This window comes from Corynebacterium qintianiae (assembly GCF_011038645.2).
Taxonomy (GTDB): domain Bacteria; phylum Actinomycetota; class Actinomycetes; order Mycobacteriales; family Mycobacteriaceae; genus Corynebacterium; species Corynebacterium qintianiae.
In genome coordinates this window covers 1,716,669-1,740,759 of sequence record NZ_CP064955.1, presented here as the reverse complement: position 1 = coordinate 1,740,759, position 24,091 = coordinate 1,716,669, and the positions used below count along the sequence as shown (strand labels likewise).

The 24,091-nt window shown below is 66.6% G+C and carries 22 protein-coding genes; 10 read left to right on the top strand and 12 right to left on the bottom strand.

The window, feature by feature from the left end; genetic code table 11:
- Positions 1 to 71: 71 nt before the first annotated feature.
- From ettA to G7Y29_RS08455, 3 genes are read left to right on the top strand one after another with little or no spacing between them, the layout of a single operon-like run.
- Entirely contained in the window at positions 72 to 1,742 is a 1,671-nt protein-coding gene (ettA, locus tag G7Y29_RS08465) for an energy-dependent translational throttle protein EttA (RefSeq protein ID WP_165004423.1), read from the top strand.
- 9 nt (positions 1,743 to 1,751) lie between these two features.
- Positions 1,752 to 2,177, top strand: coding sequence for an acyl-CoA thioesterase (locus G7Y29_RS08460; protein ID WP_165004425.1), 426 nt, complete (start codon positions 1,752 to 1,754; stop codon positions 2,175 to 2,177).
- Positions 2,174 to 2,812 carry a DUF8185 domain-containing protein gene (locus G7Y29_RS08455; RefSeq protein WP_165004427.1) on the top strand — a complete coding sequence of 213 codons (639 nt, stop codon included), beginning with the start codon at positions 2,174 to 2,176 and terminating at the stop codon, positions 2,810 to 2,812. Before G7Y29_RS08460 ends, G7Y29_RS08455 begins: the two co-directional genes overlap by 4 nt.
- A gap of 15 nt (positions 2,813 to 2,827) precedes the next feature.
- On the opposite strand, the gene G7Y29_RS08450 is transcribed toward G7Y29_RS08455, so the two are convergent.
- From G7Y29_RS08450 to G7Y29_RS08435, 4 genes are read right to left on the bottom strand one after another with little or no spacing between them, the layout of a single operon-like run.
- Positions 2,828 to 4,156, bottom strand: a complete 1,329-nt coding sequence (locus tag G7Y29_RS08450) for a D-arabinono-1,4-lactone oxidase (RefSeq protein ID WP_249399734.1) — start codon at positions 4,154 to 4,156, stop codon at positions 2,828 to 2,830.
- Complete coding sequence (locus G7Y29_RS08445) at positions 4,153 to 5,358, bottom strand: alanine racemase (RefSeq protein WP_165004431.1); 1,206 nt, start codon at positions 5,356 to 5,358, stop codon at positions 4,153 to 4,155. Before G7Y29_RS08445 ends, G7Y29_RS08450 begins: the two co-directional genes overlap by 4 nt.
- A gap of 58 nt (positions 5,359 to 5,416) precedes the next feature.
- Positions 5,417 to 5,821: a globin gene (locus tag G7Y29_RS08440; RefSeq protein WP_165004433.1), complete on the bottom strand. Its 405-nt coding sequence runs from the start codon at positions 5,819 to 5,821 to the stop codon at positions 5,417 to 5,419.
- Positions 5,787 to 6,833 (bottom strand): mechanosensitive ion channel family protein, encoded by a 1,047-nt coding sequence (locus G7Y29_RS08435; RefSeq protein ID WP_165004435.1) that lies wholly within the window; start codon positions 6,831 to 6,833, stop codon positions 5,787 to 5,789. Before G7Y29_RS08435 ends, G7Y29_RS08440 begins: the two co-directional genes overlap by 35 nt.
- A gap of 104 nt (positions 6,834 to 6,937) precedes the next feature.
- On the opposite strand from G7Y29_RS08435, the gene G7Y29_RS08430 reads away from it, so the two are divergent.
- Together G7Y29_RS08430 and G7Y29_RS08425 are read left to right on the top strand one after the other, a co-directional pair.
- The gene (locus tag G7Y29_RS08430; RefSeq protein WP_165004436.1) at positions 6,938 to 8,074 is read left to right on the top strand and encodes a cystathionine gamma-synthase; all 1,137 of its coding nucleotides are present in this window, start codon (positions 6,938 to 6,940) and stop codon (positions 8,072 to 8,074) included.
- Between the two features lie 78 nt (positions 8,075 to 8,152).
- The gene (locus G7Y29_RS08425) at positions 8,153 to 8,836 is read left to right on the top strand and encodes a GntR family transcriptional regulator (RefSeq protein ID WP_165004438.1); all 684 of its coding nucleotides are present in this window, start codon (positions 8,153 to 8,155) and stop codon (positions 8,834 to 8,836) included.
- Here the strand turns inward: G7Y29_RS08425 and pepN are convergent.
- A complete protein-coding gene (pepN, locus tag G7Y29_RS08420) occupies positions 8,833 to 11,259 on the bottom strand; it encodes an aminopeptidase N (RefSeq protein ID WP_165004440.1) in 2,427 nt (808 codons plus the stop codon). The genes G7Y29_RS08425 and pepN overlap by 4 nt on opposite strands.
- Before the next feature lie 46 nt (positions 11,260 to 11,305).
- Here pepN and G7Y29_RS08415 point away from each other — a divergent pair, with 46 nt between their 5' ends.
- Together G7Y29_RS08415 and G7Y29_RS08410 are read left to right on the top strand one after the other, a co-directional pair.
- Positions 11,306 to 11,920, top strand: a complete 615-nt coding sequence (locus G7Y29_RS08415) for a DsbA family protein (protein WP_165004441.1) — start codon at positions 11,306 to 11,308, stop codon at positions 11,918 to 11,920.
- 18 nt (positions 11,921 to 11,938) lie between these two features.
- Positions 11,939 to 12,412 (top strand): ribose-5-phosphate isomerase, encoded by a 474-nt coding sequence (locus G7Y29_RS08410; RefSeq protein WP_165004443.1) that lies wholly within the window; start codon positions 11,939 to 11,941, stop codon positions 12,410 to 12,412.
- Positions 12,413 to 12,420: 8 nt separating this feature from the next.
- On the opposite strand, the gene G7Y29_RS08405 is transcribed toward G7Y29_RS08410, so the two are convergent.
- The 3 genes from G7Y29_RS08405 to G7Y29_RS08395 are packed head-to-tail and all read right to left on the bottom strand — an operon-like array spanning position 12,421 to position 15,283.
- Positions 12,421 to 13,554, bottom strand: a complete 1,134-nt coding sequence (locus G7Y29_RS08405; protein WP_165004445.1) for a glycosyltransferase family 2 protein — start codon at positions 13,552 to 13,554, stop codon at positions 12,421 to 12,423.
- The gene (locus G7Y29_RS08400) at positions 13,539 to 14,441 is read right to left on the bottom strand and encodes a glycosyltransferase family 4 protein (RefSeq protein ID WP_165004447.1); all 903 of its coding nucleotides are present in this window, start codon (positions 14,439 to 14,441) and stop codon (positions 13,539 to 13,541) included. Before G7Y29_RS08400 ends, G7Y29_RS08405 begins: the two co-directional genes overlap by 16 nt.
- Positions 14,438 to 15,283 (bottom strand): WcbI family polysaccharide biosynthesis putative acetyltransferase, encoded by an 846-nt coding sequence (locus G7Y29_RS08395; RefSeq protein ID WP_165004449.1) that lies wholly within the window; start codon positions 15,281 to 15,283, stop codon positions 14,438 to 14,440. Before G7Y29_RS08395 ends, G7Y29_RS08400 begins: the two co-directional genes overlap by 4 nt.
- Positions 15,284 to 15,368: 85 nt before the next feature.
- Here G7Y29_RS08395 and G7Y29_RS08390 point away from each other — a divergent pair, with 85 nt between their 5' ends.
- From G7Y29_RS08390 to G7Y29_RS08380, 3 genes are read left to right on the top strand one after another with little or no spacing between them, the layout of a single operon-like run.
- Positions 15,369 to 16,334, top strand: a complete 966-nt coding sequence (locus tag G7Y29_RS08390) for a glycosyltransferase family 4 protein (RefSeq protein WP_165004451.1) — start codon at positions 15,369 to 15,371, stop codon at positions 16,332 to 16,334.
- Positions 16,331 to 17,434, top strand: coding sequence for a glycosyltransferase (locus tag G7Y29_RS08385; RefSeq protein ID WP_165004453.1), 1,104 nt, complete (start codon positions 16,331 to 16,333; stop codon positions 17,432 to 17,434). Before G7Y29_RS08390 ends, G7Y29_RS08385 begins: the two co-directional genes overlap by 4 nt.
- Positions 17,431 to 19,191: a glycosyltransferase gene (locus G7Y29_RS08380; protein ID WP_165004455.1), complete on the top strand. Its 1,761-nt coding sequence runs from the start codon at positions 17,431 to 17,433 to the stop codon at positions 19,189 to 19,191. Before G7Y29_RS08385 ends, G7Y29_RS08380 begins: the two co-directional genes overlap by 4 nt.
- A 34-nt stretch (positions 19,192 to 19,225) precedes the next feature.
- On the opposite strand, the gene G7Y29_RS08375 is transcribed toward G7Y29_RS08380, so the two are convergent.
- The 4 genes from G7Y29_RS08375 to G7Y29_RS08360 form a co-directional block, all read right to left on the bottom strand.
- Positions 19,226 to 20,461 carry a Dyp-type peroxidase gene (locus G7Y29_RS08375; RefSeq protein ID WP_165004457.1) on the bottom strand — a complete coding sequence of 412 codons (1,236 nt, stop codon included), beginning with the start codon at positions 20,459 to 20,461 and terminating at the stop codon, positions 19,226 to 19,228.
- Between the two features lie 8 nt (positions 20,462 to 20,469).
- Positions 20,470 to 21,711, bottom strand: a complete 1,242-nt coding sequence (efeO, locus tag G7Y29_RS08370) for an iron uptake system protein EfeO (protein ID WP_165004459.1) — start codon at positions 21,709 to 21,711, stop codon at positions 20,470 to 20,472.
- On the bottom strand, positions 21,711 to 22,706 hold the full coding sequence (locus tag G7Y29_RS08365; protein ID WP_165004461.1) for an FTR1 family iron permease: 996 nt from the start codon (positions 22,704 to 22,706) through the stop codon (positions 21,711 to 21,713). The genes efeO and G7Y29_RS08365 overlap by 1 nt, the downstream gene beginning before the upstream one ends.
- 126 nt (positions 22,707 to 22,832) lie before the next feature.
- Positions 22,833 to 24,086 (bottom strand): cytochrome b/b6 domain-containing protein, encoded by a 1,254-nt coding sequence (locus tag G7Y29_RS08360; protein ID WP_165004463.1) that lies wholly within the window; start codon positions 24,084 to 24,086, stop codon positions 22,833 to 22,835.
- Positions 24,087 to 24,091: the final 5 nt, after the last annotated feature.

The window sequence follows — 24,091 nt, the reverse complement described above, 5'->3', positions numbered from 1 at the left end:
GGTGACGTGGCCGTGATGTACCCTGTGTGGAGAATTCTTTCCAACACAGGGCACATAAGGGGATATCTCAAGTGGCTGAGTTCATCTACACGATGAAGAACGTTCGCAGGGCCATCGGTGACAAGGTCATTCTTGACAATGTCACCATGGCCTTTTACCCCGGCGCCAAGATCGGTGTCGTCGGACCCAACGGCGCCGGCAAGTCGTCGCTGCTCAAGATCATGGCTGGCATGGACCAGCCGAACAACGGCGAGGCATTCCTCGATCCGGGCGCTTCCGTGGGCATCCTGCTCCAGGAGCCGCCGCTGAACGAGGAGAAGACGGTTCGCGAGAATGTCGAGGAGGGTCTCGGCGACATCTTCGAGAAGAAGCAGCGCTTCGAGCAGATCGCTGAGGAGATGGCCACCAACTACTCCGACGAACTAATGGAGGAGATGGGCAAGCTGCAGGAGGCCCTCGACGCGGCCGACGCGTGGGAGGTCGACTCGAAGATCGAGCAGGCCATGGAAGCGCTGCGCTGCCCGCCGTCTGACGCCCCCGTGTCCCACCTCTCCGGAGGTGAGCGCCGCCGCGTCGCGCTGGCGAAGCTCCTCCTGTCCGAGCCGGATCTCCTGCTTCTCGACGAGCCCACCAACCACCTCGACGCCGAGAGCGTGCTGTGGTTGGAGCGCCACCTGCAGGATTACAAGGGTGCCGTCCTGGCGATTACCCACGACCGCTACTTCTTGGACAACGTGGCGGAGTGGATCTGCGAGGTCGACCGCGGAAAGCTCTACCCGTACGAGGGCAACTACTCCACCTACCTGGAGAAGAAGGCGGAGCGCCTCGAAGTCAGCGGCAAGAAGGACCAGAAGCTGCAGAAGCGCCTGAAGAACGAGCTCGACTGGGTGCGTTCCTCACCGAAAGCCCGGCAGGCGAAGAACAAGGCCCGCCTCGAGCGCTACGAGGAGATGGCTGCCGAGGCTGAGCAGTACCGCAAGCTCGATTTCGAGGAGATCCAGATCCCGACGCCGCCGCGCCTGGGCAACAAGGTCGTCGAGGTGAAGAACCTGGTCAAGGGCTTCGACGGGCGTGTCCTCATCAACGACCTGTCCTTCACGCTGCCGCGCAACGGCATTGTCGGTGTCATCGGCCCGAACGGCGTGGGCAAGACCACCCTGTTCAAGACCATCGTCGGTCTGGAACAGCCGGACGCTGGCGCCGTCGACGTGGGTGAGACCGTTCAGCTGTCCTACGTGGACCAGAACCGCGCCAACATCGACCCGGAGAAGACGGTGTGGGAGGTTGTCTCCGACGGCCTCGACTACATCCACGTCGGCCAGAACGAGATGCCGTCGCGCGCCTACCTGTCCGCGTTCGGCTTCAAAGGCCCTGACCAGCAGAAGCCGTCCAAGGTGCTTTCGGGTGGCGAGCGCAACCGCCTTAACTTGGCTCTGACACTGAAGCAGGGTGGAAACCTGATCCTGCTCGATGAGCCGACCAACGACCTGGATGTGGAGACACTCGGTTCGCTGGAGAACGCTCTGCAGAAATTCCCCGGCTGCGCCGTGGTCATCTCGCACGACCGCTGGTTCCTTGACCGCACCTGCACCCACATCCTGGCCTGGGAGGGCAACGTGGAAGAAGGGAAGTGGTTCTGGTTCGAGGGCAACTTCGGCGACTACGAAAAGAACAAGATTGAGCGACTGGGCGAGGACGCCGCGAAACCGTCGCGCGTGACCCACCGTCGACTCACCCGTTAGGAGAAAAGCATGGCAGAGACCGCAACGCACAAGACACACGAGATCACCTTGCCGGTGCGATGGGACGACTTCGACCGCTACGGGCACGTGAACAACGTCGTCTACGTTGAGTACGCCCAGGAGGCGCGCATTGCCTTCTCCAACGAGTTCTTCGGCGCCGCGGGCTCACTGCCGGTGTTCGTCCGCCACATTGAGGCCGATTACAACCGCCCGATCATGCCGGACACAACCGACGTCCGGGTGCGCACCGAAGTGATTAAGGTGGGCAACACCTCGTTCACGACCCGCCAGGACATTATTGACCGGCACGGCAGCGTGTGCTGCACCGTCACCAGCGTCCTCGTCGTGGTGGATACAAAAACCAGTACCCCGCGCGCGATCACTCAGCAGGAGCTGGGGATTCTCACCAGCGGTGGAACCGGGGAAGGAGAGTGACGCCCGAGTCCCTCCGCGTCATTGGCGGGGGGCCAGGGCTCATCTCGCTGGTCGGACGGGCGGTCGGGCTCGACGCATCGGCCACAGCCCGCTTCGCCCAGTTCGACAGCGAATCCGTTGACGTGTTCGTGACCACCCCGTTCGAGTGCGTCGCCTCGCGCCGCATCCGCGGGGAGGTTTCCCGCGACGGGGCAGCTGTCGCGGCTAGCGACCTCCTCAACGCTCTGCAGACCGGGTCCACCCAGGTCGGCTCGCCCCGCGACCCCAGCTGGCCCGGGGCACTGCCCCCGCGCAGCGGCTTCACCGAACGCGATGTCGTTCCGGTGACGGTGGTGCGGCAGCTTGCCGACGACGGTCGCGCGCTGGCCCGCCAATTCTCCGGCCCCCTCGGGCCGCCTGCCTCGTTGCTGAATCAGACGGTACTGACGGCCGACGCGGAGTCCGCTGCGGGACAGCCCGTGGAGATCCCGATGCGCATGATCTTCACCTGCACCGCGCTCGGGCTGATTCCGGGATTCGCCGCCCCGGTGGATGTGCCGCGCCATCTGCGCGTTTCGACTGCGGGCCGGTGGGTGCGTGTCGACGCCCCGTTCGGGACGGTCTACCACACGACGTCCCTCGGTTTGTTCGTCTAACGCAGTAGCACTTCTCTAGCCGAAAACCTTCCGGAGGTGATCCGAGCCGAACTTCCAGGTCGGGTCCATCTCCTCGCGCAGGGCGCAGAACTCGTCGAAACGCGGGTAGATCGCGGAAAAGTCCTCGCGGCGCATGGTGTGCATCTTGCCCCAGTGCGGCCGTCCGCCAGCGGCGCGGAGGATGGACTCCAGGTACGGGAAGTAGTCAGAAGGGTTCGTCGCCCTCGGTACGTGGATGGCGATGTACATGGACTCGCGGCCCGTGGCGGTGGACAGAGCGACGTCGTCGGCCGCGGTGGAGCGCAGCTCGAAGGGGAAAGGGATGAGCCAGCCGCGTCTGTCGATCTCGCTGCGGAGCTCTCGCACCACTGAGGGGCCGTCGCCAAGCGGAACCGCGAACTCCATCTCATGGAAGCGGACGCGGCGCGGGGATGCGAACACCTCGTGGGCGCGGGAGCGGTAGGAGCTTGCCCCCATCGCCCCAGCGGACAAGGTGTTGAGCAGGGGAATTGCTGTAGGCATTCGGCGGGTGAACGCGATGGAGGCGGCGAAGACGCCGTTGCCGATGACCTCCTCCTCTATGGTGCGCGTCAGCCAGGTCCGCGCCTTCGGCTCCCCGCCGGGCGCGGGAGCGGTCGGGGCGAGGCGCGTGTTGCTCTTGACCATCGCGCGGTCGGTGTGGGGGAACCAGAACGCCTCGAAGTGGTCGACGGCGCGGGTGCGTTCCTCCCACGTGTCCAGGACGTCGTCGAATTTCTCCGCGCCCTCGACGGCCAGAAGGTCGAACGAGTCGACGCACTGCATCTCCACCTCGACGATCACGCCGAGCGAACCCAACGACACGGTGACCAGGCGCAGCAACTCGGGATCGTCGTCGATGGAATAGGTGCGGGCGTCGCCCGAGGCGTCGACAAGCGTCATGCCCGTCACTGTGCCCGCGAAGCCCGTCCAGTTGATGCCCGTGCCGTGCGTCGACGTGGAAATGGCGCCCGCGACGGACTGGACATCGATGTCGCCCTGGTTTGCCAGCGCGAGGCCGAAGGGAGCGAGAAGCTGGGGGATCAGGTGCAGGCGGGTGCCTGCCAGGAAGCGGACGCGCTTGCGTTGACGGTCGACGTTGACCACGCCCGAGATGTTGTCGAGGCTGATCATGGCGTGGTTACCCGCGGCGACCGGGGTGAATGAATGTCCGCTACCGACGGGGCGCAGGGTGCGTCCGGCCGGCAGGGAACGCACAATTTCGGAGACGTCGTCGATGGTCGTGGGGTAGTGGACGGCATCGGGTGACGTGGTAACCGATCCGGACCAGTTCCGGAACTTTCCAGTCTTTAAAGTGCGGCTCATCGTAGGGTCCATCCTTTTCCTCGGTAGGTGTCCCACTCTTCGTAGGAGCTGTTGGAGTTGACCGCGACAATGCGGTCGACGTGTTCGGTCATTTCGCCGGCCTTGGCGTGGCGGAACCACACCGGATCGCCGATGCTCAAGTCCTTTGCGCCGCTGCCGTGCAGCGGGGTTTGCACCTCCCCGGCGCCCTCGGTGGCCGAGTACTTCAGGCCTGCCGGGTATTCGGGCACAGGTGCGCGGTCAGGTGCTGGCGGGCCCGAGGCGATCCAACCGCCGGAATTCACCGTCGCCCACCGCTGCCCGGGGATCCTGGCCACCTGGCAGACAAAGAATGTGGCCGGGACGTGGTCGATGTCGTCGAAGTGGTCGAAGATGACCGGGGTGTAGAAACCGGAGCCGGCGGCGAGCTCGGTCAGGGAATCATCGCGGGCGCTCACGTCGAGCGAGCCAGTGCCGCCGCCGTTGACGAACTCCAGGTCGGCGATCTCGCGCACTGCGGCCACGCAGTCGGCGCGGCGCGGTACGAGCTGCGCCATGGAAGTGCCGCGAAGCAGGCGTTTGATCGCGCCCGCGGCGCCCATCTCGGCGTCAGCGACGGAGGCGACCTGTCCCTCGTACCCCATCAGCCCGACAAGGCGCAGTTGCGGGCGGCGCAGGATTTCCTCGGCAAGGGCGCGTGTCTGCTCCGGCGTGCGCACGGGCGAGCGGCGCGGTCCGATGACCAGCCCGGGCAGGCGCAGGGTGCAGTCTATGTCGATGCAGACGCGCACGGGACCGGCCCCGGCGGCGGCTGCCTCGATGAGGTCGAGGTGAGCGGTGCAGTCCACCATGACGGTGATCTCGCGGCGCAGGTGCGCATCTGCGGCGAGTTCCCTAAGCGCTAGCGTGTTTACGGACGGGTAAGCGACAACGATGTCGTTAAATCCCTCGCGGGCGAGACAGATGGCCTCCGGAACACTGTAGGAAAGGATCCCCCGGTAGCCGTCGTGCTCTAACGCGCGGCGCAACGCCGCAACACTGCGGATCGACTTAGAGGCGACGCGAATCGGCAGGCCGACGGACCGCTCGCGCATCCGAGCGGCGTTGTGGTCGAAGGCGCTGACGTCCACGACGGCGCAGGGGGCGACTGTCTCACCGGAGGCGAGCAGGCGGGGCAGAAGCTCGATGAGATGGGGCGCTGGCATGGTTGATGCGGTTGGCATGGACACATGTTAAAAAGCGCGCCACCGGTGCGGGGCGGTTTTGGCCAAAAAAGTAGTACTAGCGGTTGATCATCATGTAGGCGACTCGCTGCATGTGATTCCACAGCATGTCGCGGTGCTGTTCGCTGAGCTCATCGGGTCCGAACTGGTCCAGGGAGGTCTCCATGAGCGCCAGCCAGCGTTCCGCCTCCGCCTCACCGATGGAGAAGGGGAAGTGGCGCTTGCGCAGCATGGGTCGGCCGCGCTCCGCGTTGAATGTGTGGGGCCCGCCCCAGTACTGGACGAGGAACCAGCGCAGCCGGTCCTCGGCGCCTTCCCAGTCGCCCTCCGGGTACATCGGGCCGATCAGATCGTCTTCCTTGACACCTGCGTAGAAGCCACTGACGAGGCGCGCGAAGAAGTCCTCCCCGAGCTCATCGTAGAGGGTCTTATCGCTTTCCTGTCCCGGTCGCGTGATCTCCATGTTCGGGCAGCTCCTTCCGACTCGTGCCTGCGCCGTGATTGTCCGGATGGTACTTGATTACCACGGGCTGGGTTCCTGGAAGTGTGACCCCGGCCTCGTGCAAGGCTTCCAAAATGTCCTCGTACATGGACCGCGCCACGCTCCATTGGTCACCCGGCATGGTCCTGAGGGTGACCCGGTACGTCATATGGTCCGTGGCGAAGGTGCTCACACCGAGTAGTTCGGGCTCGGAGATGACGCTGGGCCGGATCGCTTGGTCGTTGGCGGATGCCCGGGCCGCGGTGAGGATGACCTTGGCGGCCCGCTTCGGGTCCGCGGCGAGGGACACCGGGATCTCCAGCCGGGCCACGGAATAGGTGTCGGACTGGTTGCCCACCTGGTTGATGTCGCCGTTGCGGATGTACCAGAGCACCCCGTCGATGTCGCGCAGCGTGGTCACCCGCAGGGTCATGTCCTCCACTGTGCCCTGGACGCCATTCACGCTCACCGAGTCGCCCACGCCGTACTGGTTCTCCAGGAGCATGAAAATGCCGGAGATGAAGTCCTTGACCAGCGACTGCGCGCCGAAACCGAGGGCGACACCGGCGACACCGGCGGAGGCGATGAGCGGCGCGACGTTGACGTCCATCTCGCTGAGGATGGCCAGGGCGGCCCACACCCAGATGACGATCGCGGCTGCCGACCGCCCGACGTTGGAGAGGGTACGGATGCGTGCTTGACGACGCCCCTCCTGCGCGCGGGCCTGAGGGGTGTCCTCTCGGACCGCGGTCCGACGCAAACCCAGCGTTCCACCGGGTTTGTGGATGCTGCGGTTCGCGGCGCGTTTGATCACACGGGAGAGGACGAAGTGGACAGCGAACGCGACAATGAGGATGAGGGCAATCTTCAGAGGGCGCTCAAGCAGATTCTCCTGGGTCGCGGGGTCCTGCCACCACGTGTTGACGGAATCGACGGCCTCGTTCACTGTGGCGGTAGCGGCGAGATCGACAGAAGCAGAATGTAACCAACTCATATGGGCACGAGTGTACGTGCATATTAATCGGCCATAATGAACAGCTTGGTCTAGATGTGGTTTAGTATCGCGGGAGCATATCTACGCCGAGGAAAGGAATCCCAGTGCCCTCCGGTTTCTCCACCGCTGCCATCCACGCAGGCTACGAGCCCGACAGCCTGTACGGGCCCATCAACACTCCGATCTACGCTTCCACGACGTTCGCTCAGGACGACCTTGCGGTCACACGCAACGGTTACGAGTACACGCGCGTGGGCAACCCGACGATCACCGCGCTCGAGGACACCGTCGCGGCTCTCGAAGGCTCCGACTTCGCCGTGGCGTTCTCGTCCGGCATGGCCGCGATCGATAGCGTGCTGCGCGTCCTGCTCAAGCCCGGCGACCACATCATCATCGGCAACGACGCATACGGCGGCACGTACCGCCTGATCCAGCAGGTGTTCACCTTGTGGGGTGTGTCCAACTCGGTGGTGGACATCACCGATGTCGCGGCAGTTGAGGCCGCGGTTCAGGACAACACCAAGGCGATTTGGGTGGAGACCCCGACTAACCCGCTGCTGGCCATCGCCGACATCCGCGCCATCGCCGACATCAAGGGCGAAGCTCGCCTCGTGGTGGATAACACCTTCGCCTCACCGTATCTGCAGAAGCCCCTCGAGCTGGGCGCCGACCTAGTCGTGCATTCCACCACGAAGTACATCGGCGGGCACTCGGACGTCATCGGGGGCGTGGTGTGCGCCCGAGGCCAGGAACTGGAGGAGCAGCTGCGGTTCTTCTTCGGGTGGGTCGGTGCGATCCCGTCTCCCTTCGACGCCTTCCTCACCGCCCGGGGTTTGAAGACGCTGGGTGTGCGCATGGACCGTCACTGCGACAACGCCGAGGCAGTGGCGCGGTTCCTCGAGGGCCACGAGACGGTTGCGCGCGTGTGCTACCCGGGGCTCGAATCGCACCCCAACCACGAGGTTGCCGCGAAGCAGATGACGCGTTTCGGGGGTATGGTCTCGGTCATTTTCCGCACCGAGGAGCAGGCGACGACGTTCTGCCGGACGACGAAGCTGTTCTGTCTCGCCGAGTCACTCGGCGGCGTCGAGAGCCTCATCGAGCACCCCGCCACCATGACCCACCTCGCCGTGGAGGGATCTGCGCTGGCAGTGCCGCGCGAACTCGTGCGCATCTCGGTGGGCATCGAGGACGAGGTGGACCTCATCGCCGACCTGGAGCATGCGCTCGCGCAGTTGTAAGACCGGGGAACACCTCCTTTGCCGTAGGTATGCACTAATGTTTATGCGTAGTTGAGCGGCATTCAAGAGGAGGAGCGGATGGCACGCAAGCCGACCTACGTCGTGATCGCGGAGGAACTCCGTCGACGAATTGAGGCGAGAGAGCTGAAATCCGGCGACAGGCTGCCTCCGGAGCGGGAGCTCGTTGAGGAGTTCGGTGTCGCGCGTATGACCGTCCGCCACGCCCTCGACCTACTCCAGGCCGAGGGGATGATCGACCGTCGCCGCGGACGCGCCGGGGGAACATTCGCCCGCGCCCTCCCGCCCGTGGTCAATCTCTGTGGCGAGCGTGGGTTGCTCGCCCAGCTGGAGGACCACGGTGTCGCTGTGCGCTCCGAGGAGATCTACGCCGGGGAGCGGATCCCCCCGCGCATCGCCGCCGTGGCGTTCGGATTGGGAGAGGAAAGCGCCGTGGCCGCGCGCGAGTACTTGCACTACGCCGACGGTGCCCCGGCATTCTTTGAAACCGTCTTCGTCCGCCCTGCGCGGGAGGACTGCGTGGCCGGTAGCAGCCTGCGGTGCGAATCGATGGAGGGTGAGCACGGCTGCGAAGACATCATTACCCCGTCCGTCGCCTCTGACGCGGAGCGCGGGCACCTGCAGCTGTCCGTCAGCACCCCACTGCAGCGCGTTGCCCGGCAGGTGCTGGTTGGGCAGGATACGGTGGCGTTCGCCACCATTGTGCTGCGCCCTGACGCCGCCCTGCTGCGCGTCGCCTCCTAGCTTCGCTCTGACACAGAGTCGGCAGCGGCGGCGGCAGCGGCGGCGGCCGCATCGACCGCCTGGACGCGCAGCGCTCGCACAGCCCGGTCCTGGCCTTCGGACAACACGCGGCGCAGGCCTGAGGTGAGGTCCTCGCGGGCAAGCAGCGCAGTGGCCTTCTCCACGGCCTCCCGGGAGATGTCCCACATCGGGTACACACCCTCGAGGGTGCGCTGGGCCATCTCGTTAGACAGGCGGTCCCACAGCTCAGGCGCGATCCGGAGGTACTCGTCGCTGAGCCCCTCCAGCCCCGTGTTGTTGAACGTCAGTCCGTCCATCAAGTACCGCAGTTCGAGATTCGAGCGTTCGCCGGTGGTGATCTCCTCCCACGCCCAGCGCTTGTCGGCGACGGCCCTGGCGCGCAGACGCGACACGGCGCCCTCGGATGAGGGGTCGGTCTCGGCCTCGGCGGCCTCGACACCCAGCCTGCCGCGGGCGATGAGGGCGGTCAGCGCCAACCAGCGCAGCTCCTGGTTGGTAGAGGTCTCAAGCAACCCGGAGAGGTGCGCCGCGGAGGCGTCGTCAAGCGGGAGGCGGCTCAGCGCGCGGTCGAAGATGAGAGCTGGCTCGGCGCCGCGGAATGCGTTGTTGAGGATGTCGGTGGCCTCATCGCGCCACTCGGGGGCGACGTAGAGGGTTGCGGCGGTGACGGCCTGGTTGAGCAGGCGCTCCTGCACCGTCGGTTGATCCTCGGTCGCGGCATTGGCGGCGACCAGCTTGACAAACTCCCGTGCCGGCAACCGGCCGTCGCGGGTTGCCTCCCACGCCGCCGACCAGCACAGGGTGCGCGCCATCGGGTCCGCGATCGCGCCTAGGTGCTTCAGCACGAACGCCATGTGCTCTTCTGTCAACCCCATGAGACAGTAGGTGAGATCGCCGTCGTTGACCAAGGCGAGGTCGTGCTCGACCCCGGCGAATTCTGGAACCGGGGTCCGCTCACCCTCGATGAAAATCTCGGTGTGGTGGGTGCGGGTGACCTGGCCGTCGATAAGCGAGTACAGCCCCACGCCGACGCGGTGGCTGCGCTGGACGTCGGACTCCTGCACCACGGTGAAGGAGTCGGCGGTGATTTCGGGGTAGAGGCGCGACACGCCCGTAGTCCGCAGCCATTGCTCGGACCAATGTGAAAGGTCCCGGCCGCTGGCCGCCTCGAGCGCGCGGAGCAGATCAGCGAAGGTGGCATTGGAAAACGCGTGGTTGCGGAAGTGTTCGCGCACGCCGGCGAAGAACTCGTCGCGGCCCACGTACGCCTGCAGCTGCTTGAGCACCGAGGCGCCCTTGGCGTACGTGATGCCGTCGAAGTTCTGCTCCGCGGTCTCGATGTCGGGGGCGTCCGCGGCGATCGGGTGGGTCGACGGGAGCTGGTCCTGGGAGTACGCCCACGCCTTCTCGATGGCCGCGAAGGTGACCCACGCGTTGGGGTACTCACCGATTTCGGTCTGCGCGATTGCCGACGCCCACGTGGCGAAGGACTCATTGAGCCACAGGTCGTCCCACCACTGCATGGTCACGAGGTCGCCGAACCACATGTGCGCCATCTCGTGGAGGATCGTGTCGTTGCGGCGCTCCACCTTGTGCGGGGTGGGCTCGGAGGTGAAGATGTACTCGTCGCGGAAAGTCACCGCGCCGGCGTTCTCCATCGCGCCCATGTTGTACTCGGGGCAGAAGATCTGGTCGTACTTGCCAAAGGGGTACGGGGTGGCGAAGTTTTCGTGGTAGTAGGCGAACCCGTCCTTGGTCTGGCGGAACAGGCGGTCGGAATCCATGTGCTGGATTAGGCTCGCGCGGGCGTACAGGCCCAGCTCGATGTCCTTGTGCTGGTCGGAGTAGGCGTCGTGGACGGAGACGTACTCGCCGGCGCAAACGGCCACGAGGTAGGTTGACAGCGGGTAGGTGATTTCGCAGGACCAGGTATCGCCGTCGCGATGCGCCTTCTCGTTGAGCACCACCACGTAGCGCTCGGGTGCGGTGACGGCCACGGAATACGTGGCCTTGATGTCCGGCTGGTCGAAGCACGCGAACACCTTCATCGCGTACGCCGGCTCGAACTGGGTGTAGAGGTAGTCCTTGCCGTCGACCGGGTCGGTGAATTTGTGCAGGCCCTCACCGGTGCGGTTGTAGGCGGAGGTGGCGGTGACCACCAGCTCGTGCTCGCCCTCCGTGAGCGCCATCTCTCGCCCGTTCAGCTGCGCGCCGTCGAGGGTGGCGCTGAAGCTGTCCGCCACGAGGTCAAAGAATGTCTCGCCCGCCTGGGAGCTAAACCGCACCGTGGTGGTGGAGGTGAACGTGTCCTCGCCGGTGATGTCAAGGGCGATGTCGTAGTGCACACCCGAGATGAGGGCGGCGCGGGCCTGGGCGTCGATACGCGAAAGGTTCGTCTTCATAGTGACCCACGCTACTCCGGTTCCCGATTTCACTAGGCTGGGGTGCATGACTGAGCAAGTGACTTTCTGGTTCGACGCGACGTGCCCGTTTTGCTGGCAGACCTCCCGCTGGATCAAGGAGGTGGAGAAGGTGCGCGACATCGAGGTTGAGTGGGTGCCTATGTCGCTGAGCGTGCTTAACGACGGCCGCGACCTGCCATCGGATTACCTCTCCGCGATGGAGGCGGCCTGGGGCCCGGCCCGTGTTTTCGCGAAGGTCAAGCAGGAACATCCCGGGAAGGTCGACGAGCTCTACACCGCGATGGGCACCATGATCCACGCCCAACACCAGGGCGGGAAGAAGGGCTACGGCGCGTACAGCGACATCGTCGCCGCAGCACTGGATGAGGTCGGGGTGCCCGCAACCTGCGCCGAGGTCGCAGACACTACCGATGCCGATGACCTGCTGCGCGGCTACCACGCCACTGCGATGGACGCCGTCGGTGACGATGTGGGCACGCCCGTACTCAAGCTCGGCGACACCGCGTTCTTCGGGCCTGTCATCACCCGCGTGCCCACGGGGGAGGAGGCGGGCAAGCTTTTCGACGCCTCCGTCACGCTGGCCGGCTTCCCCCACTTCTTCGAGATCAAGCGCTCCCGGACCGAGGACCCGCGGGTCTAGGCAAGTACAGTAACGAGCATGCGCATTTATCTTGGAGCAGACCACGCCGGTTTCGAGCGGAAGAACCAGATCAAGGCTCACCTCGAGGCAGCTGGCCACGACGTGACGGACTGCGGCGCTCACGAGTACGACGCCGCAGACGACTACCCGGCCTTCTGTATCGCGGCCGCCGAACGCACCGTCGCCGACCCGGGCTCACTCGGTATCGTGCTGGGCGGATCCGGCAACGGTGAGCAGATCGCGGCGAACAAGGTCAAGGGGGCGCGCTGCGCCCTGGCGTGGTCGGAGGAGACCGCCCGCCTCGCGCGCGAGCACAATAACGCCCAGCTCATCGGCATCGGCGGCCGTATGCACACCGAGGAGGAGGCGCTCGCCATCGTCGACGCCTTCATCGGGCAGGAGTGGTCCAACGAGCAGCGCCACCAGCGGCGCATCGACATCCTCGCCGAGTACGAGAAAACCGGTGTCGCCCCGGAGCTTCCGGAGGCGTAGCGGGGCATTTACCAGCCCGCGAAAACCCGTTCCAGCCGTTGCGGGTCGTCGAGGAATGCGAGGCCCAGCCACGCACCCGAGGCCCGCGTCCGCGGAGAGGTCAGGGCGAGCGCCCGCGCGGTGGCAACCTCAGTGCCGTCGGGCAGCTGGAAAAAGCGGTCGGTGGCGCGACGGTAGAACATCTCAGCGTCGGCCAACGCCCACGCCTCGGTCAACGTGACGCGGATGCGTTCCGCGCCGGGCGGACCCGTGGACACGCGTGGATCAGAGGCGAATAGCGCGGATTTTTCCGGCGCGTAGACGTGGGCGTCAATACGCAGCCACGAGGCAATGACCGCCTCGGCCGCACCGGGCTGATCGAACTCGGGGACCACGATCGCGACGTCCGCCATGTCAAAGACGACGCCAGCCGGGCGCGCGATGGGGTGGGTGATTCGGCGAGCGAGAGCGAGAGTCTCGATGTTTTTCACCCGCGTCTCTTCCGCCACGTCGCGGTGGCGCCCGCCGAAGTCCTCCTCCGGGTGGTGGGCGACCGCGCCGGGTTCGTGCACGAGCTGCGCGCCCGCGTTCCAAGCCCGCCACCCGAACTCCCAGTCCTCCCCGCCGTACCCGACGAAGTCCGCGTCGAACCCGCCGATGTGCCGGAAGAAATTCGCCGAGCACGTCAGCACTGCCGAAATGACGTAGCGCCAGCTGGTGGAGTCAGCGCGGGACATGTTGCCGGTGGCCGCCCATGCGTCGGTAAGCCACCGGGGCTCGGTCAGGCCAGGGCCGGTGAGACGCTTCCCGACGATCACCGCCCGGCGGTTGCGCTGCACGTGGGCGACTGCGGCGGTGAGGTAACCGGGCTGCGGCACCGTGTCGCCGTCGATGAAGGCGAACACCTCGCCGGTGGCGGCTGCGGCGCCGAGATTGCGGGCGGCGGCGGCGCGGAACCCCAGGTCGTCCTGGCGGACGAGGACCACGTTGGACAGGGCGTCGGCAAGCGAAGGCTCCTGGGAGGCAGGCGTGGGGGAACCGTCGTCGGCGATGATGATCTCTACGCGCCCCTGGTAGTCCTGGGCGCGCACGGCGGCGAGCACCTCCCGCAGGCCCTCTGGGTTGTCGTAATAGGGGATGATGACGCTTACGTCAGGCCACATGCCGCCCACGCTTCCCGCCACGCCGCGGCGACCTCATCCCAGCCGTAGCGCGGGGGTTCCATGGTGCGCGGGGTGAAGTTGTCCACGGCGCGGCACCAGTCGCCGTCGCTGACCAGGGTGATGCGTCCGGGCAGCCAGGCGTCGATCTCACGTGTGTACGGCGAATCGCTGGCCAGTACGTTTCGGCCCGCGCCGAGCCAGGTCATCAGCGAACCCGAGGCGGAGAAGTGGCGGTGGGCGCACACCGGAACCGCGGTGCGCCCGATCTCCCGGGCTAGTTGACCGTCGCTCAGCCAGCCGGTGATCTCAGCGTCCTTTTCCAGCCCGCGCGCCCATTTTTCGTGGCCGGCAGACACCGAACCGAGGAACCGGAGCCGGTAACCGGTGCCGCGCAGAGCGGCGATGAGGTCTTCGTGGCCCTTGCCCGGGTAGAGGAAACCGAGAATGCCGACGGTGCCTGGTTCCGGGTTGAAAGAGGAGTCGACGCGGGGGACGGGCAGGCGGATGACGGTCGCGGTGTCGTCAAAGAACGCTGCCTCGTGCTCGGAGTTGACGGTGGCCAGCGCGGCCGCGCCGGCGAGGCGCCGGTACGCGTCGGCGCGGCGCTGGTAGCGCTCGGCGCCTTCCTCCCGCTGCGGGATGTCGTGAAAGGACACCGACAGCGGGCGCTCGCCCACGCGCGCGAGCAGGGCGTCGACGGCCTCGCTTGGCGACGCCCCGAAGATGTGGTCGGTGAACGTGACGTGGATCGGCCCGTCAGGCAGCGCTGTATCGGAGAAGGTTTCCTCCCGGACGACATCGGTGCCAACTACACCGAGGGTTTTGGCGAGCTGCAGGGCGTAGTCGGTCACGCCGTGGCCGTCGGGGCCGACGATAAGGTGCTTCATGCCAGCCCCAGGTTGGTCAGGCGCTGCGCGTGGCGCTGCATTCCGTGGGCGACGAGTGCGGGGCGCCGGCGGTAAAACTCGAGCTGCTGCGACTGTATTTCCTCGCGAGAGATTGCTCCCTTTGTCCGATGAACCCATTGGGTGCGGCCCGCCACCTGCACGCCAAGCGCTGTTGCGGAGGCCTGCTCAATAGGGGCGTCGAGCTCGCCGAGCATCTCGTAATCCGGGGAGGTTACTTCGCCATTGATCCCGAGGGAGGAAAGAACGCGCTGCGCGAGGACCCGAAGGGTCGCGTTGTCGGGGTGGTTCACGGTGTGCCACACGGGGATCGTTTCGAGGTAATCCGAAATCACCACCGAAAAGTGGCGTTGCTCGCGGGAGCGGATCTCGGCCACCGACATCGTCGCCGCACGTCGCAACGCCGCAGGCGACGGGGAAGCGTCCACCGGTTCGTCGAGCCCGTTCGCGGCCGCGGCGAGTATGCGCAGGTCGTGGTAAGGCACCACAGGTGGGCTCAGCGACGGTTCCGCCGGGTCGCGGATGATTGCCTGGTACGGCATCAGCGCGTCGAAACGCAGCACCGGCACCACCGCGTGGACCGCACCCTGGGGCAGCTGCGCGAGCATTTGCGACGTGCCCACGGGCAGGCCGCGGTAACCGTCACGGATGGGCTGGGTGACCAGGACGTCGGTGCGCGCGAGCAGCTCGTTGAACCACCCCATGTCCTCGGCGGCGAGCTCGTGCACGGGTTTGATGCGTTCAGACTCGAACTTTCCGCTGCTCATCAGCAGCTTGCGGGTCGATTCCGCCTGGCAATTCCCGACGACGGTGAGGGTGGGCATGGCCCCAAGATACCAACCAGCGGGGCACATATATTAGAGCGGGCGCATTGGCGCACATAAATGCGGGGTTGTTTATATTGGTAGGGTGACTGAGCACGTACGCGACGTGCGGGTTTTGTCTATCCCCGCCCAACACCCCTATACGCAGGCAATTCGCCCTGCCGGTGTGGCGTACCTGCCGGATCCGGACATTGACGGGAACTGGTGGCCGCACCCCGCGCTGGAGGCTGGGTTCTGGCTCCAGCCCCCCGAGGCGGATATTCTGCACATCCACTTCGGCTTCGAACACCGCTCGCCGGCCCAGATCGACGAGCTCGCGCGCGCCGTGCCTGTGCCCCTCGTACTGACCGTGCACGATCTGGATAACCCGCACCTGGAGGAGCAGGCTGAGCACCACGAGCGTCTTCGCATCCTCGTGGGCGCCGCGGACGCGGTGCTGACGCTGACGGAGTGCGCGGCGCGAAGGCTGCGCGGCGAATTCGGCGCCAACGATGTGCGGGTGGTCCCGCACCCCGCGGTCGTGGCGGAGCCCGCGGCTCAGCAGCGCGAGGAAATCGCCGGCGTGTTTGTGAAGTCGCTGCGCTCCAACGTGGTGGCGGACCCGGAGTTCTACCTCGCCATTGGCCGGCGCGTCCCCTTGCGCGTCTTCGCCCACGACGTCGACGCCACCCGCGACCTACGTGATGCGTTGCGCGGCAAGGTCGAGCTCGTCGTGCACGACCCGTTTAATGACGCCGCCTTGCACGGCGAGGTGGCCAAACTCACCGCGTGCATCCTGCCGTACACGCGGGGCACGCACTCAGGTTGGTTGGAGATGTGCCGCGACCTGGGCACGACCGTGGCGGTACCCGACATCGGCTGCTACGCGGGGCAGGTCGACGCCCCCGAGGCTGTCGAGACCTACGCTCTTGGCGACCCGGCCAGCGCGGCCGAGGCTGCCTGCACCCTCATCGCCCGGGGGCCGGTGCCGTATCGCGGTGACAGGGGGAGGCAGCTGGGGAAGGTGCGCCAAGTGCACGCGGACGTCTACCGCGAGGTGCTGAGCCGATGACAATTACGATGCCGAGCGGCCCGGCGCTGCGCCGCACGCCCGGGCTGAAGATCGCGTTCGTCGCGCCGGCGCGCTACCCGATTCGCGAACCTTACGCTGGCGGTCTCGAAGCCTTCTGCCACACTATGGTCAAGGCGCTGCGTCAAGAGGGCCACGAGGTGGACTTTTTCGCGGCGAAAGGCTCGGACGGCAATTGCCCCGAGCTCGAGCTGCCCGGGGTGAACTGGGGCGCGAACCCCGAGCTCGCCACCGACACTGGCTATCCCGACGGTGAGCGCGAGCGCGAGGACCGCGCGTTCATCGCGCTGCGTCAGCTGCTGGTGCGCCGAGGTTACGACATCGTTCACAACAATTCGCTCAGCCCGTGGATGTTCCCGTCCGAGGACTCGCCGGAGGAACTGCCGATGGTGACCACCCTCCACACTCCGCTTATCGACGAATTACAAGACGTGATCGCCCGAGCGGGTGACGCCGCCGGCGCGTTCGCCGCCGTGAGCCACGTCACCGCCGCGGACTGGTCCACCCCGCACCCGATCGCGGTAATCCCGAACGGGGTCAACGTCTCCGACTGGTTTCCCGGCCCCGGCGGGGCATCGGCCGTGTGGTTCGGCCGCCTCGTGCCGGAAAAGGGCCCGCACTTGGCTATCGACGCCTGCCGCCTGCTCGGTCTTCCCCTGCTGCTGGCAGGACGCAAAGGGGACCACCGGTACTTCCAGGAGGAAATCGCCCCGCGCCTCAACGGCGAAAGCATCCGCTGGCTGGGCGAGCTCTCGCACGCGGGGTTGCGCGCCCTGGTGGGGAGCTGCGCCGTCACGGTGGTCACCCCGCGCTGGGAGGAGCCGTTCGGCTTGGTGGCGTTCGAGTCCATGGCCTGCGGCACCCCCGTGGCCGCGTTTGCCCGCGGCGGGCTCGGCGAGCTGCTCGCCCACGCGCCGGCGGCGCTGGCCGCGCCTGACGACGTTGTCTCGCTCGCCCAGGCGATCCACATCGCGCTGCACATCAAGCGCGCAAAGGTGCGCGAGTGGGTGGTGGGCAACCACTCGCTAATCCAGACCGCGCGCAGGTACACAGATCTCTACCGAGAGGTGATGGTGAAATGATAGGAATCTACGCGCACCACCACGGCTCCGGGCACATCCAGCGTTGCCGGCAGATCCAACGTCAGCTGGCCGAGCTAGGGGAGGAGTCCGTCATCCTCTCAACCTCTGAAGGCGCCGACGTGGTCATCGCGGACGACGGCATAGACGATGCCGCGCGCCCGCACGGCCGCGCGATGACGGCCGGTGGCACGCTGCACTACGCCCCCTACGGCAACGCGGGCCTGCGGCACCGCCTCGCCGCGATCGCCGAGTGGGTCGCCGCGAATGACCCGAAGGCCTTTTACGTCGACGTCTCCGTCGAAGTCGGCGCGTTCGTGCGCCTCATGGGCGTGCCTGTGGCCACCCTCGCCATGCCGGGCTTGCGCGACGACGCGCCCCACCAGCTCGCGTACACGCAGGCCGACGCCATCATCGCCGCGTGGCCGTCGTGGGTGAAGCTGCCAGACCATCTCGCCGCCCACGCGAGCCGCGTGCACGCCGTCGGCGGGATTTCGCGGCTGAGGCCGCTCGTGGGCGCGCAGCGCGACCCGAATCATGTCGTGGTTATGGCGGGCAAGGGCGGCTCCACCTGGGGCCCGGAGGACTGGGACGCGGTCGAGCAGGCCTGCCCCGGCTACCGCTTCACCTACCTCGCGGGTGAAAACCGCGTCGACGACCCCACGGAGCTGCTCAGCACCGCGGGCGTGGTCGTCACCGCCGGAGGACAGAACTCCATCGCCGACATCGCAGTGACCGGAGCCCCTGCGATCCTCCTGCCCCAGCCGCGCCCCTTTATCGAGCAGAAGCTCAACGCGCGCCAGATCGCCGGTGCCGGGCTCGCCGTCGTCGCGGAGTCCTTCCCCGCACCCGCCGAGTGGCCCGGACTGCTCGAGCGCGCCGCCGCGCTCGGCGCGGACTGGTTGCGCTGGGAGACCGAGGGCGCCGCACTAAGGGCCGCGGAGGTGATCGCCGGGGCGGCCAACGGGGCGTCGACAAGCACGATCGCGATTATCTCGCTTGCCGACGCCTCCCGCGCCGGGCACCTCACCCACCAGGTCAACCTCAAGCCGGAGGGCACGCAGCACATTACGGTGGCGCTGGCGGATGCGGACGTGTTGCGCAAGGCGGTGCCCAAATCCCACGTCGTGGCGGGCGAGCGCAACCTCGCCGCCGCCCGTAACCTCGGCGCCCGCACCGCCATCGAGCGCGGCGCGGAGATACTAATTTTCCTCGACGCCGATTGCGTCGCCTCAAACGAGTTGGTCAACCACTACGTTGAGGCGCTGGCAGCTCGCCCCGAGTCCGTCGTCAGCGGCCCGGTGACCTACATGAAACCCGGTGAGCTGCGCACCGTCGCCCCGGACCCGCACCCCGCGCGGCCGAACCCCGCGCCGGGGCACCTCGAGAAAGCGGCGGACTACAACCTGTTCTGGTCGCTGTCCTTCGCCATGCGAGCGCAGACCTGGCAGCGCATCGAGGCGCAGTTCGGCGGCTTCGACACGGGGTTCGCCGGTTACGGCGGCGAGGACACGGATTTCGCCCGCAACCTCGCCGCCCACGGCGTCGAGCTGTACTGGGTCGGTGGCGCGCACGCCTTCCACCAGCACCACCCGGTGTCCTCGCCGCCGTGGGAGCACCTCGACGACATCCTCGCCAACACCGCCTACTTCCATTCCAAGTGGGGCGATTACCCGATGGGGGGCTGGCTCGAGCAATTCGCCGCCGACGGGGCCATCGAGCTTATCGACGCCACCTGGCAACGCACCGGAACGCCCTAGCGGCGCTCCCGCGTTGGCCGAGAAGGCCCTGGCCTTAGGCGAACAACGTCTCGCCGACGTAGCCTTGAGCGCCGACCCCCGGGGGGACAAGGTAGGTTCCGGTGCCGGTCGTTTTCAGGTATTCGGTGAACATCTCGTCGCGCGACATCGAGCGGTGCACGGTGGCGAAGCGGTCCGGAGTCCGCGTGAAGGCGACGAAGAACAGCCCCGCGTTCATCCGCCCCTGCTCAGTCGAGCCGTCGACGAAGTTGAACGGGCGGCGCAGCATCCGGATCCCGCCGTTTTGCGCGGGGTGCACGTTGTAGAGGTGGGACTTGCGATCGATGAGCGGGAGCCCGCGGGGGCCAACCGCGTTGAAGTCGGGTTCGTCGAACTCATCGGTCCCGCTCAGGGGAGCACCCACCGGTTTGTCGCGACCAGTGACGCGCTCCTGCTCACGCAGGCGCAGGGTGTCCCAAACCTCGATGTTCATTTGTATACGCCGAACCGTCATGTAAGTGCCCCCGGCGGCCCACGGCTGGGATGATACTGACGGGATCCAGACGTGTTCGTCCAAGGCAGCGTTATCCTCCGCGCGGATGTTCGCCGTGCCGTCTTTCTGGCCGAAGAGGTTTCTCGGGGTGGCCTGGTCGCCCGTGGTCGCGCCGGCCCTGCCGAAACCGATTTGGGACCAACGCAGCGACGCGGTGGGGACCGCCAGCCGCGTCAGGTTACGTACCGCGTGGCTTGCTACCTGGGGGTCGTTAGCGCAGGCCTGAACGCAGAGGTCGCCTTCGGACGCCGCCGGGTTGAGGAAGTCGTTCGTCATTGTCGGCATGGCCGTGAATTCACCAGGCAGCGCGGAATCCAGGCCGAGTTGCTGGCGAAAGAAGGAGCGGCCGAACCCGAAGGTCAAGGTGAGCCCGGCGGGGCCGAGGTCGAACGCCTCACCCGAGTCGTCGGGCGGGAAGTTCTCGCCGCCGCCGAACGCCCCTTTTGCGGAGACATCGCCGCCCAGCGTCAACCGGCGTGCCGCGTCGGTCCATCGCGTGAGTAGCGCGATCACGTCATCGCGGTCGACGTCCTCGGCTAGGTCGAGCGCCGCGAAATGCAGGTTGTTCTGCATCGGGGTGGTGATCCCGGCCTGGTGCTCACCCGCGAACTCCACGATGAGCTCCTCGGGCGAGGCAGGGACGGCGGCCGTGTCCGACCCGCGTGCGCACGCCGTCAGCCCTGCGCCTGCCGCGAGGCTGCCTCCAAGAGTGAAGAAGTGCCTTCGATTGATGTTCATGTGCCCCCTCAGATGCCCAGAACGGTTCCCGTGAGCTGGCTCAGGGGCTCGCGCAGCGCGTCGATCGCGCGCGTAAGCTCTGCTTGCTGGCCGGCGTCGACCTTGTCGTAGTCGGTGAACCCGCCTTCCACGGAGCCGTACTTGTCCAGCAGGGCCTGAACGTCGTCGAAACGCGCGGTGATGTCGCTGACAAGCTTCGCACCCTCCCCACCCCTGTCTGAGGCGATCGGCGCGACGAGGTCGAAGGCGACACGGGAGCCCTCCAGGTTGGACTGGAAGTCGTAGAGGTCCTTGTGGCTCCACCAGTTCTCCTCGCCCGTGACCTTATTGGTGGCGATCTCCTCCAGCAGGCTGATCGCTCCGTTGGACACGGTGTCGATGGTGACATCGTTGGCGGACGCGAAAGCGGGGTCGTTGACCACGCTCTCGAGCTCCTCGACGTCGGAAACCAGCTTGTCCGCAATCTCGGCGCGCTGCTGCGGGGAGGACGGCGCCCAGTCCAGTCGGGCGGGGGATCCGTCGGCGTTGACATCCTCGTCGGCCGGGGGCCACAGATCCTTCTCCATGCGGTGGAAGCCGCGCCACTCGGTAAATCCCGGGTCCTGCGAAGCAAGGTCGTCTGCCTCGGCGAGGTAGTCGATCTCGCGGTAGTCGATTTTGGCGTCGAGCACGCCCAGCGCCTCCGCGATCGGCTCGATGCGCTCGTAGTGCACACGCGTCAGCGGGTAGAGCTCCCGGGCCTTCGCGTCGTCACCGGCGGCGTACGCGGCTGCGAACTGCTCCACCTGCGGGACAAGCTGGGCGACTTCCTGCTGCACGAACTGGGTGTAGGAGGTGACGGCTGAATCGAAGCGTTCCTGGTCGCTCGCGTCCACCGCGACGGCATCGCCCGTGACGGTGAAAGCGGCCTGTCCCACGTTAGGCCCGCGCAAACCCGGTTTGCAGGCGGTGAAGTAGTTGCCCGGCGCCAACGATACGGCGAGCTCGGCAGTTTCACCCGGGGCGATGTTCTCGCGCTCCGCAACGACGCGCAAGCCGTCATCCGCCAAGAGGTAGAACTCCGTGACTTGTTCACCCTTGTTGGTGATTGCGAAGGTGCGGTGGCCGCTCTCGGCGCTGTCCGCAGACACGTCGCAGTTCTGCGCGTTCGCCGTGACGGCGATCGTGTCTTCACCGGCGGTGTTTTCCACGCAGGACGTAAGCGATAAGGCGGTGGCGCCTGCTGCGAGGGCGATGACGAACTTCTTCACTACGGGGAGACCTTTCGGTTGGTGGGGGCAACGGCGGCGAGCGCGGGCTCACGCTCCCGGGTTGGAGATGTGGCTGGTTCAGTTCCGGCGGTTGGTTCCCCGTCCGGCTCGGTGTGGCGGAGGTGGCGAAGGAACACAGGTACCACGGCGGCGACATACGCGACCCAGGCGACGACCTGCAGCCAGCTCATTTTCGGCTGGAACCCGGTCAGCGCCTGAAGGAAGGTCGCCACGAACCCCGTCGGGTTCACCACGTGCTCGACGTTGAACGCCCAGCCGAAGGGGAAGGAGGCCATCCAGAACGGGTACGTGGCAAAACCGGTAAGCACCTCACCGGTGCGCGGGTGGGTCGGCGCGATCGGCGCGCCGGAGAACGGGCCGGGGAAGATCTGCGCCTCCTGCAGGTCATGCACCGCGTACGCGAGGATCCCCGCCGCAACGACAATGAGCAACGCCGAGGAGACGGCGAGGAAAAGCGACATGCGGATTGACAGGGCCCCCTTGTAGATCAGCCAGCCGAGGGCGAGCGCGACCGCGATGCCGCCGAAAGCGCCGACTACGGCTGACGGCTGAACGACCCAGCCCCACATGAGCAGGGTGAGCTCAAGTCCCTCGCGGGCCACCGCGATAAACGCTAGGGCGAAGACGGCGCGGGTCCCGGCCTCCAGGGCGGCCCCGGTTTTATCGTCGAGGATGCGGCGCATCCCGCCGCGGGAGTTGGAGATAGACAGGACCATCCCGGTAATCATGACCACCGCGACAAGCGAGAGGGTTCCGCCGATGGCCTCCTGGGTGCGGAAGCTCAAACCGTAGCGGCCGAACGTGAACAGCGCTCCGAGGGCGATGCAGATGACGGAGGCGAGGGCCACCCCGGACACGACTGCAGAGCGGGCGTGAGTGGCGTTTCTGCGGTTGACGGCGGCGAAGAGGATGCCGATGATGAGCGAGGCTTCGAGGCCTTCGCGCAGGCCCACGAGGAATGCGGCGAGGAACATGTGCGGGGATCTTTCTGGAAGGCTCCGTGGGGAACCGGACTAAGTTAAGGCATACCTTAAACCCGCCCGGAACCCGCGCACAACAGCGGGTCCGAAATTAACGCACAGAAGTGTTCGCTATTTGTTTTACCGGTTAGACACATGGCCCGTGAGGCGGGCCAGCGGGGCCACGAACATGGGCCGCGCGGCGAACCACGCCAGCGCGAGAAGCGCGAACGCGCCGAGGAACACGAGCGTTCCGGTCCAGTCCGTGGCGTAGGTGGCGGGGTCGAGGTCGCCACGCGCCGCGAACATGGCGTTGAGGTTACGCCGCATACCGGTAAGCAGCACCAGACCCACGTGAGTGACGGTGAACACGACGAAGAAAATCATCGTGGGGAAGTGGATCGAGCGCGCCGCTTTCATGGACACGAACGACCAGCCTTTCGGCCACCACGGGCTCATCCGCGCGCCGGAGATGATGGCCAGCGGTGCCGCGACGAACACCACTGCGAAGTATGTCAACTCCTGCAGGGCGTTGTAGTGGACCCAGCCGTTCTCCACCGGCCAATCCAGCGTGAGGTACTGCAACCCGGCGGAGATGGCGTTGGGGAAGGTGTCCCAGCTCGTGGGCACGATACGCACCCACTGGCCGGTGGTGAAAAGCAGGACGTAGAAGACCGCGCCCAGCACCACCCACGCGATGTCCAGCATGAGGTGCAGCCACAGCGTCAAGGAGATCTTGGCGCGCGGGTTGGATTTTGGCGCCCAGAACGCCTCTGGCTTGCGCTCGGAGCGCACCGCCAGCCCGGTTTTGACGATCAGTGCTAGCAGGAACATGTTGAAGAAATGCGCCCAGTTCAACCAGGCGGGCAGGCCCACCGGTGTGCCCTCGGGCAGCGGCTGGTTACCGTCGTAGCGCGCGAGGAAATCCGCACCCCATTCGGTGCCGGCGATAAAGCGCGCGAGCAGCACGCCCAGAGCCAGGGCGAAACCGAGTGAGACGGCCGCGGTCAGCCAACGGCCCCAGTCGCGGCCAACTTCTTGCTTCTCGACGCCCACCGCGACGTTTTCCTTCGCTGGCGCGACCCGCTCGGCGACCGGAGGCGCCACAGTAACTGGGGCGGTGTCTTTCTGCGCCGCGGCGGGCACGGGGAGCAGCGTTTCTGTCACCGGGGGGTATGCGTCACCGCCCGGCACGCGTGGCAGGCCGCGGCGCACGGCAACGGCGGTCAGTTCCTCCGACTCCGGCTCGGGAACCGCGGCTGCAGCAGTCGTGTCTGAGGCGTTCGTGTCAGCAGCAGCGGTGTCGGGCACATTGAGCTCGGCGAAGGACCCGGCCGGAGGCCAGGGCTCGCCACCCTCAACTCGGGGGAGGCCACGGCGGAGCGGAGTCTGCATCGGTA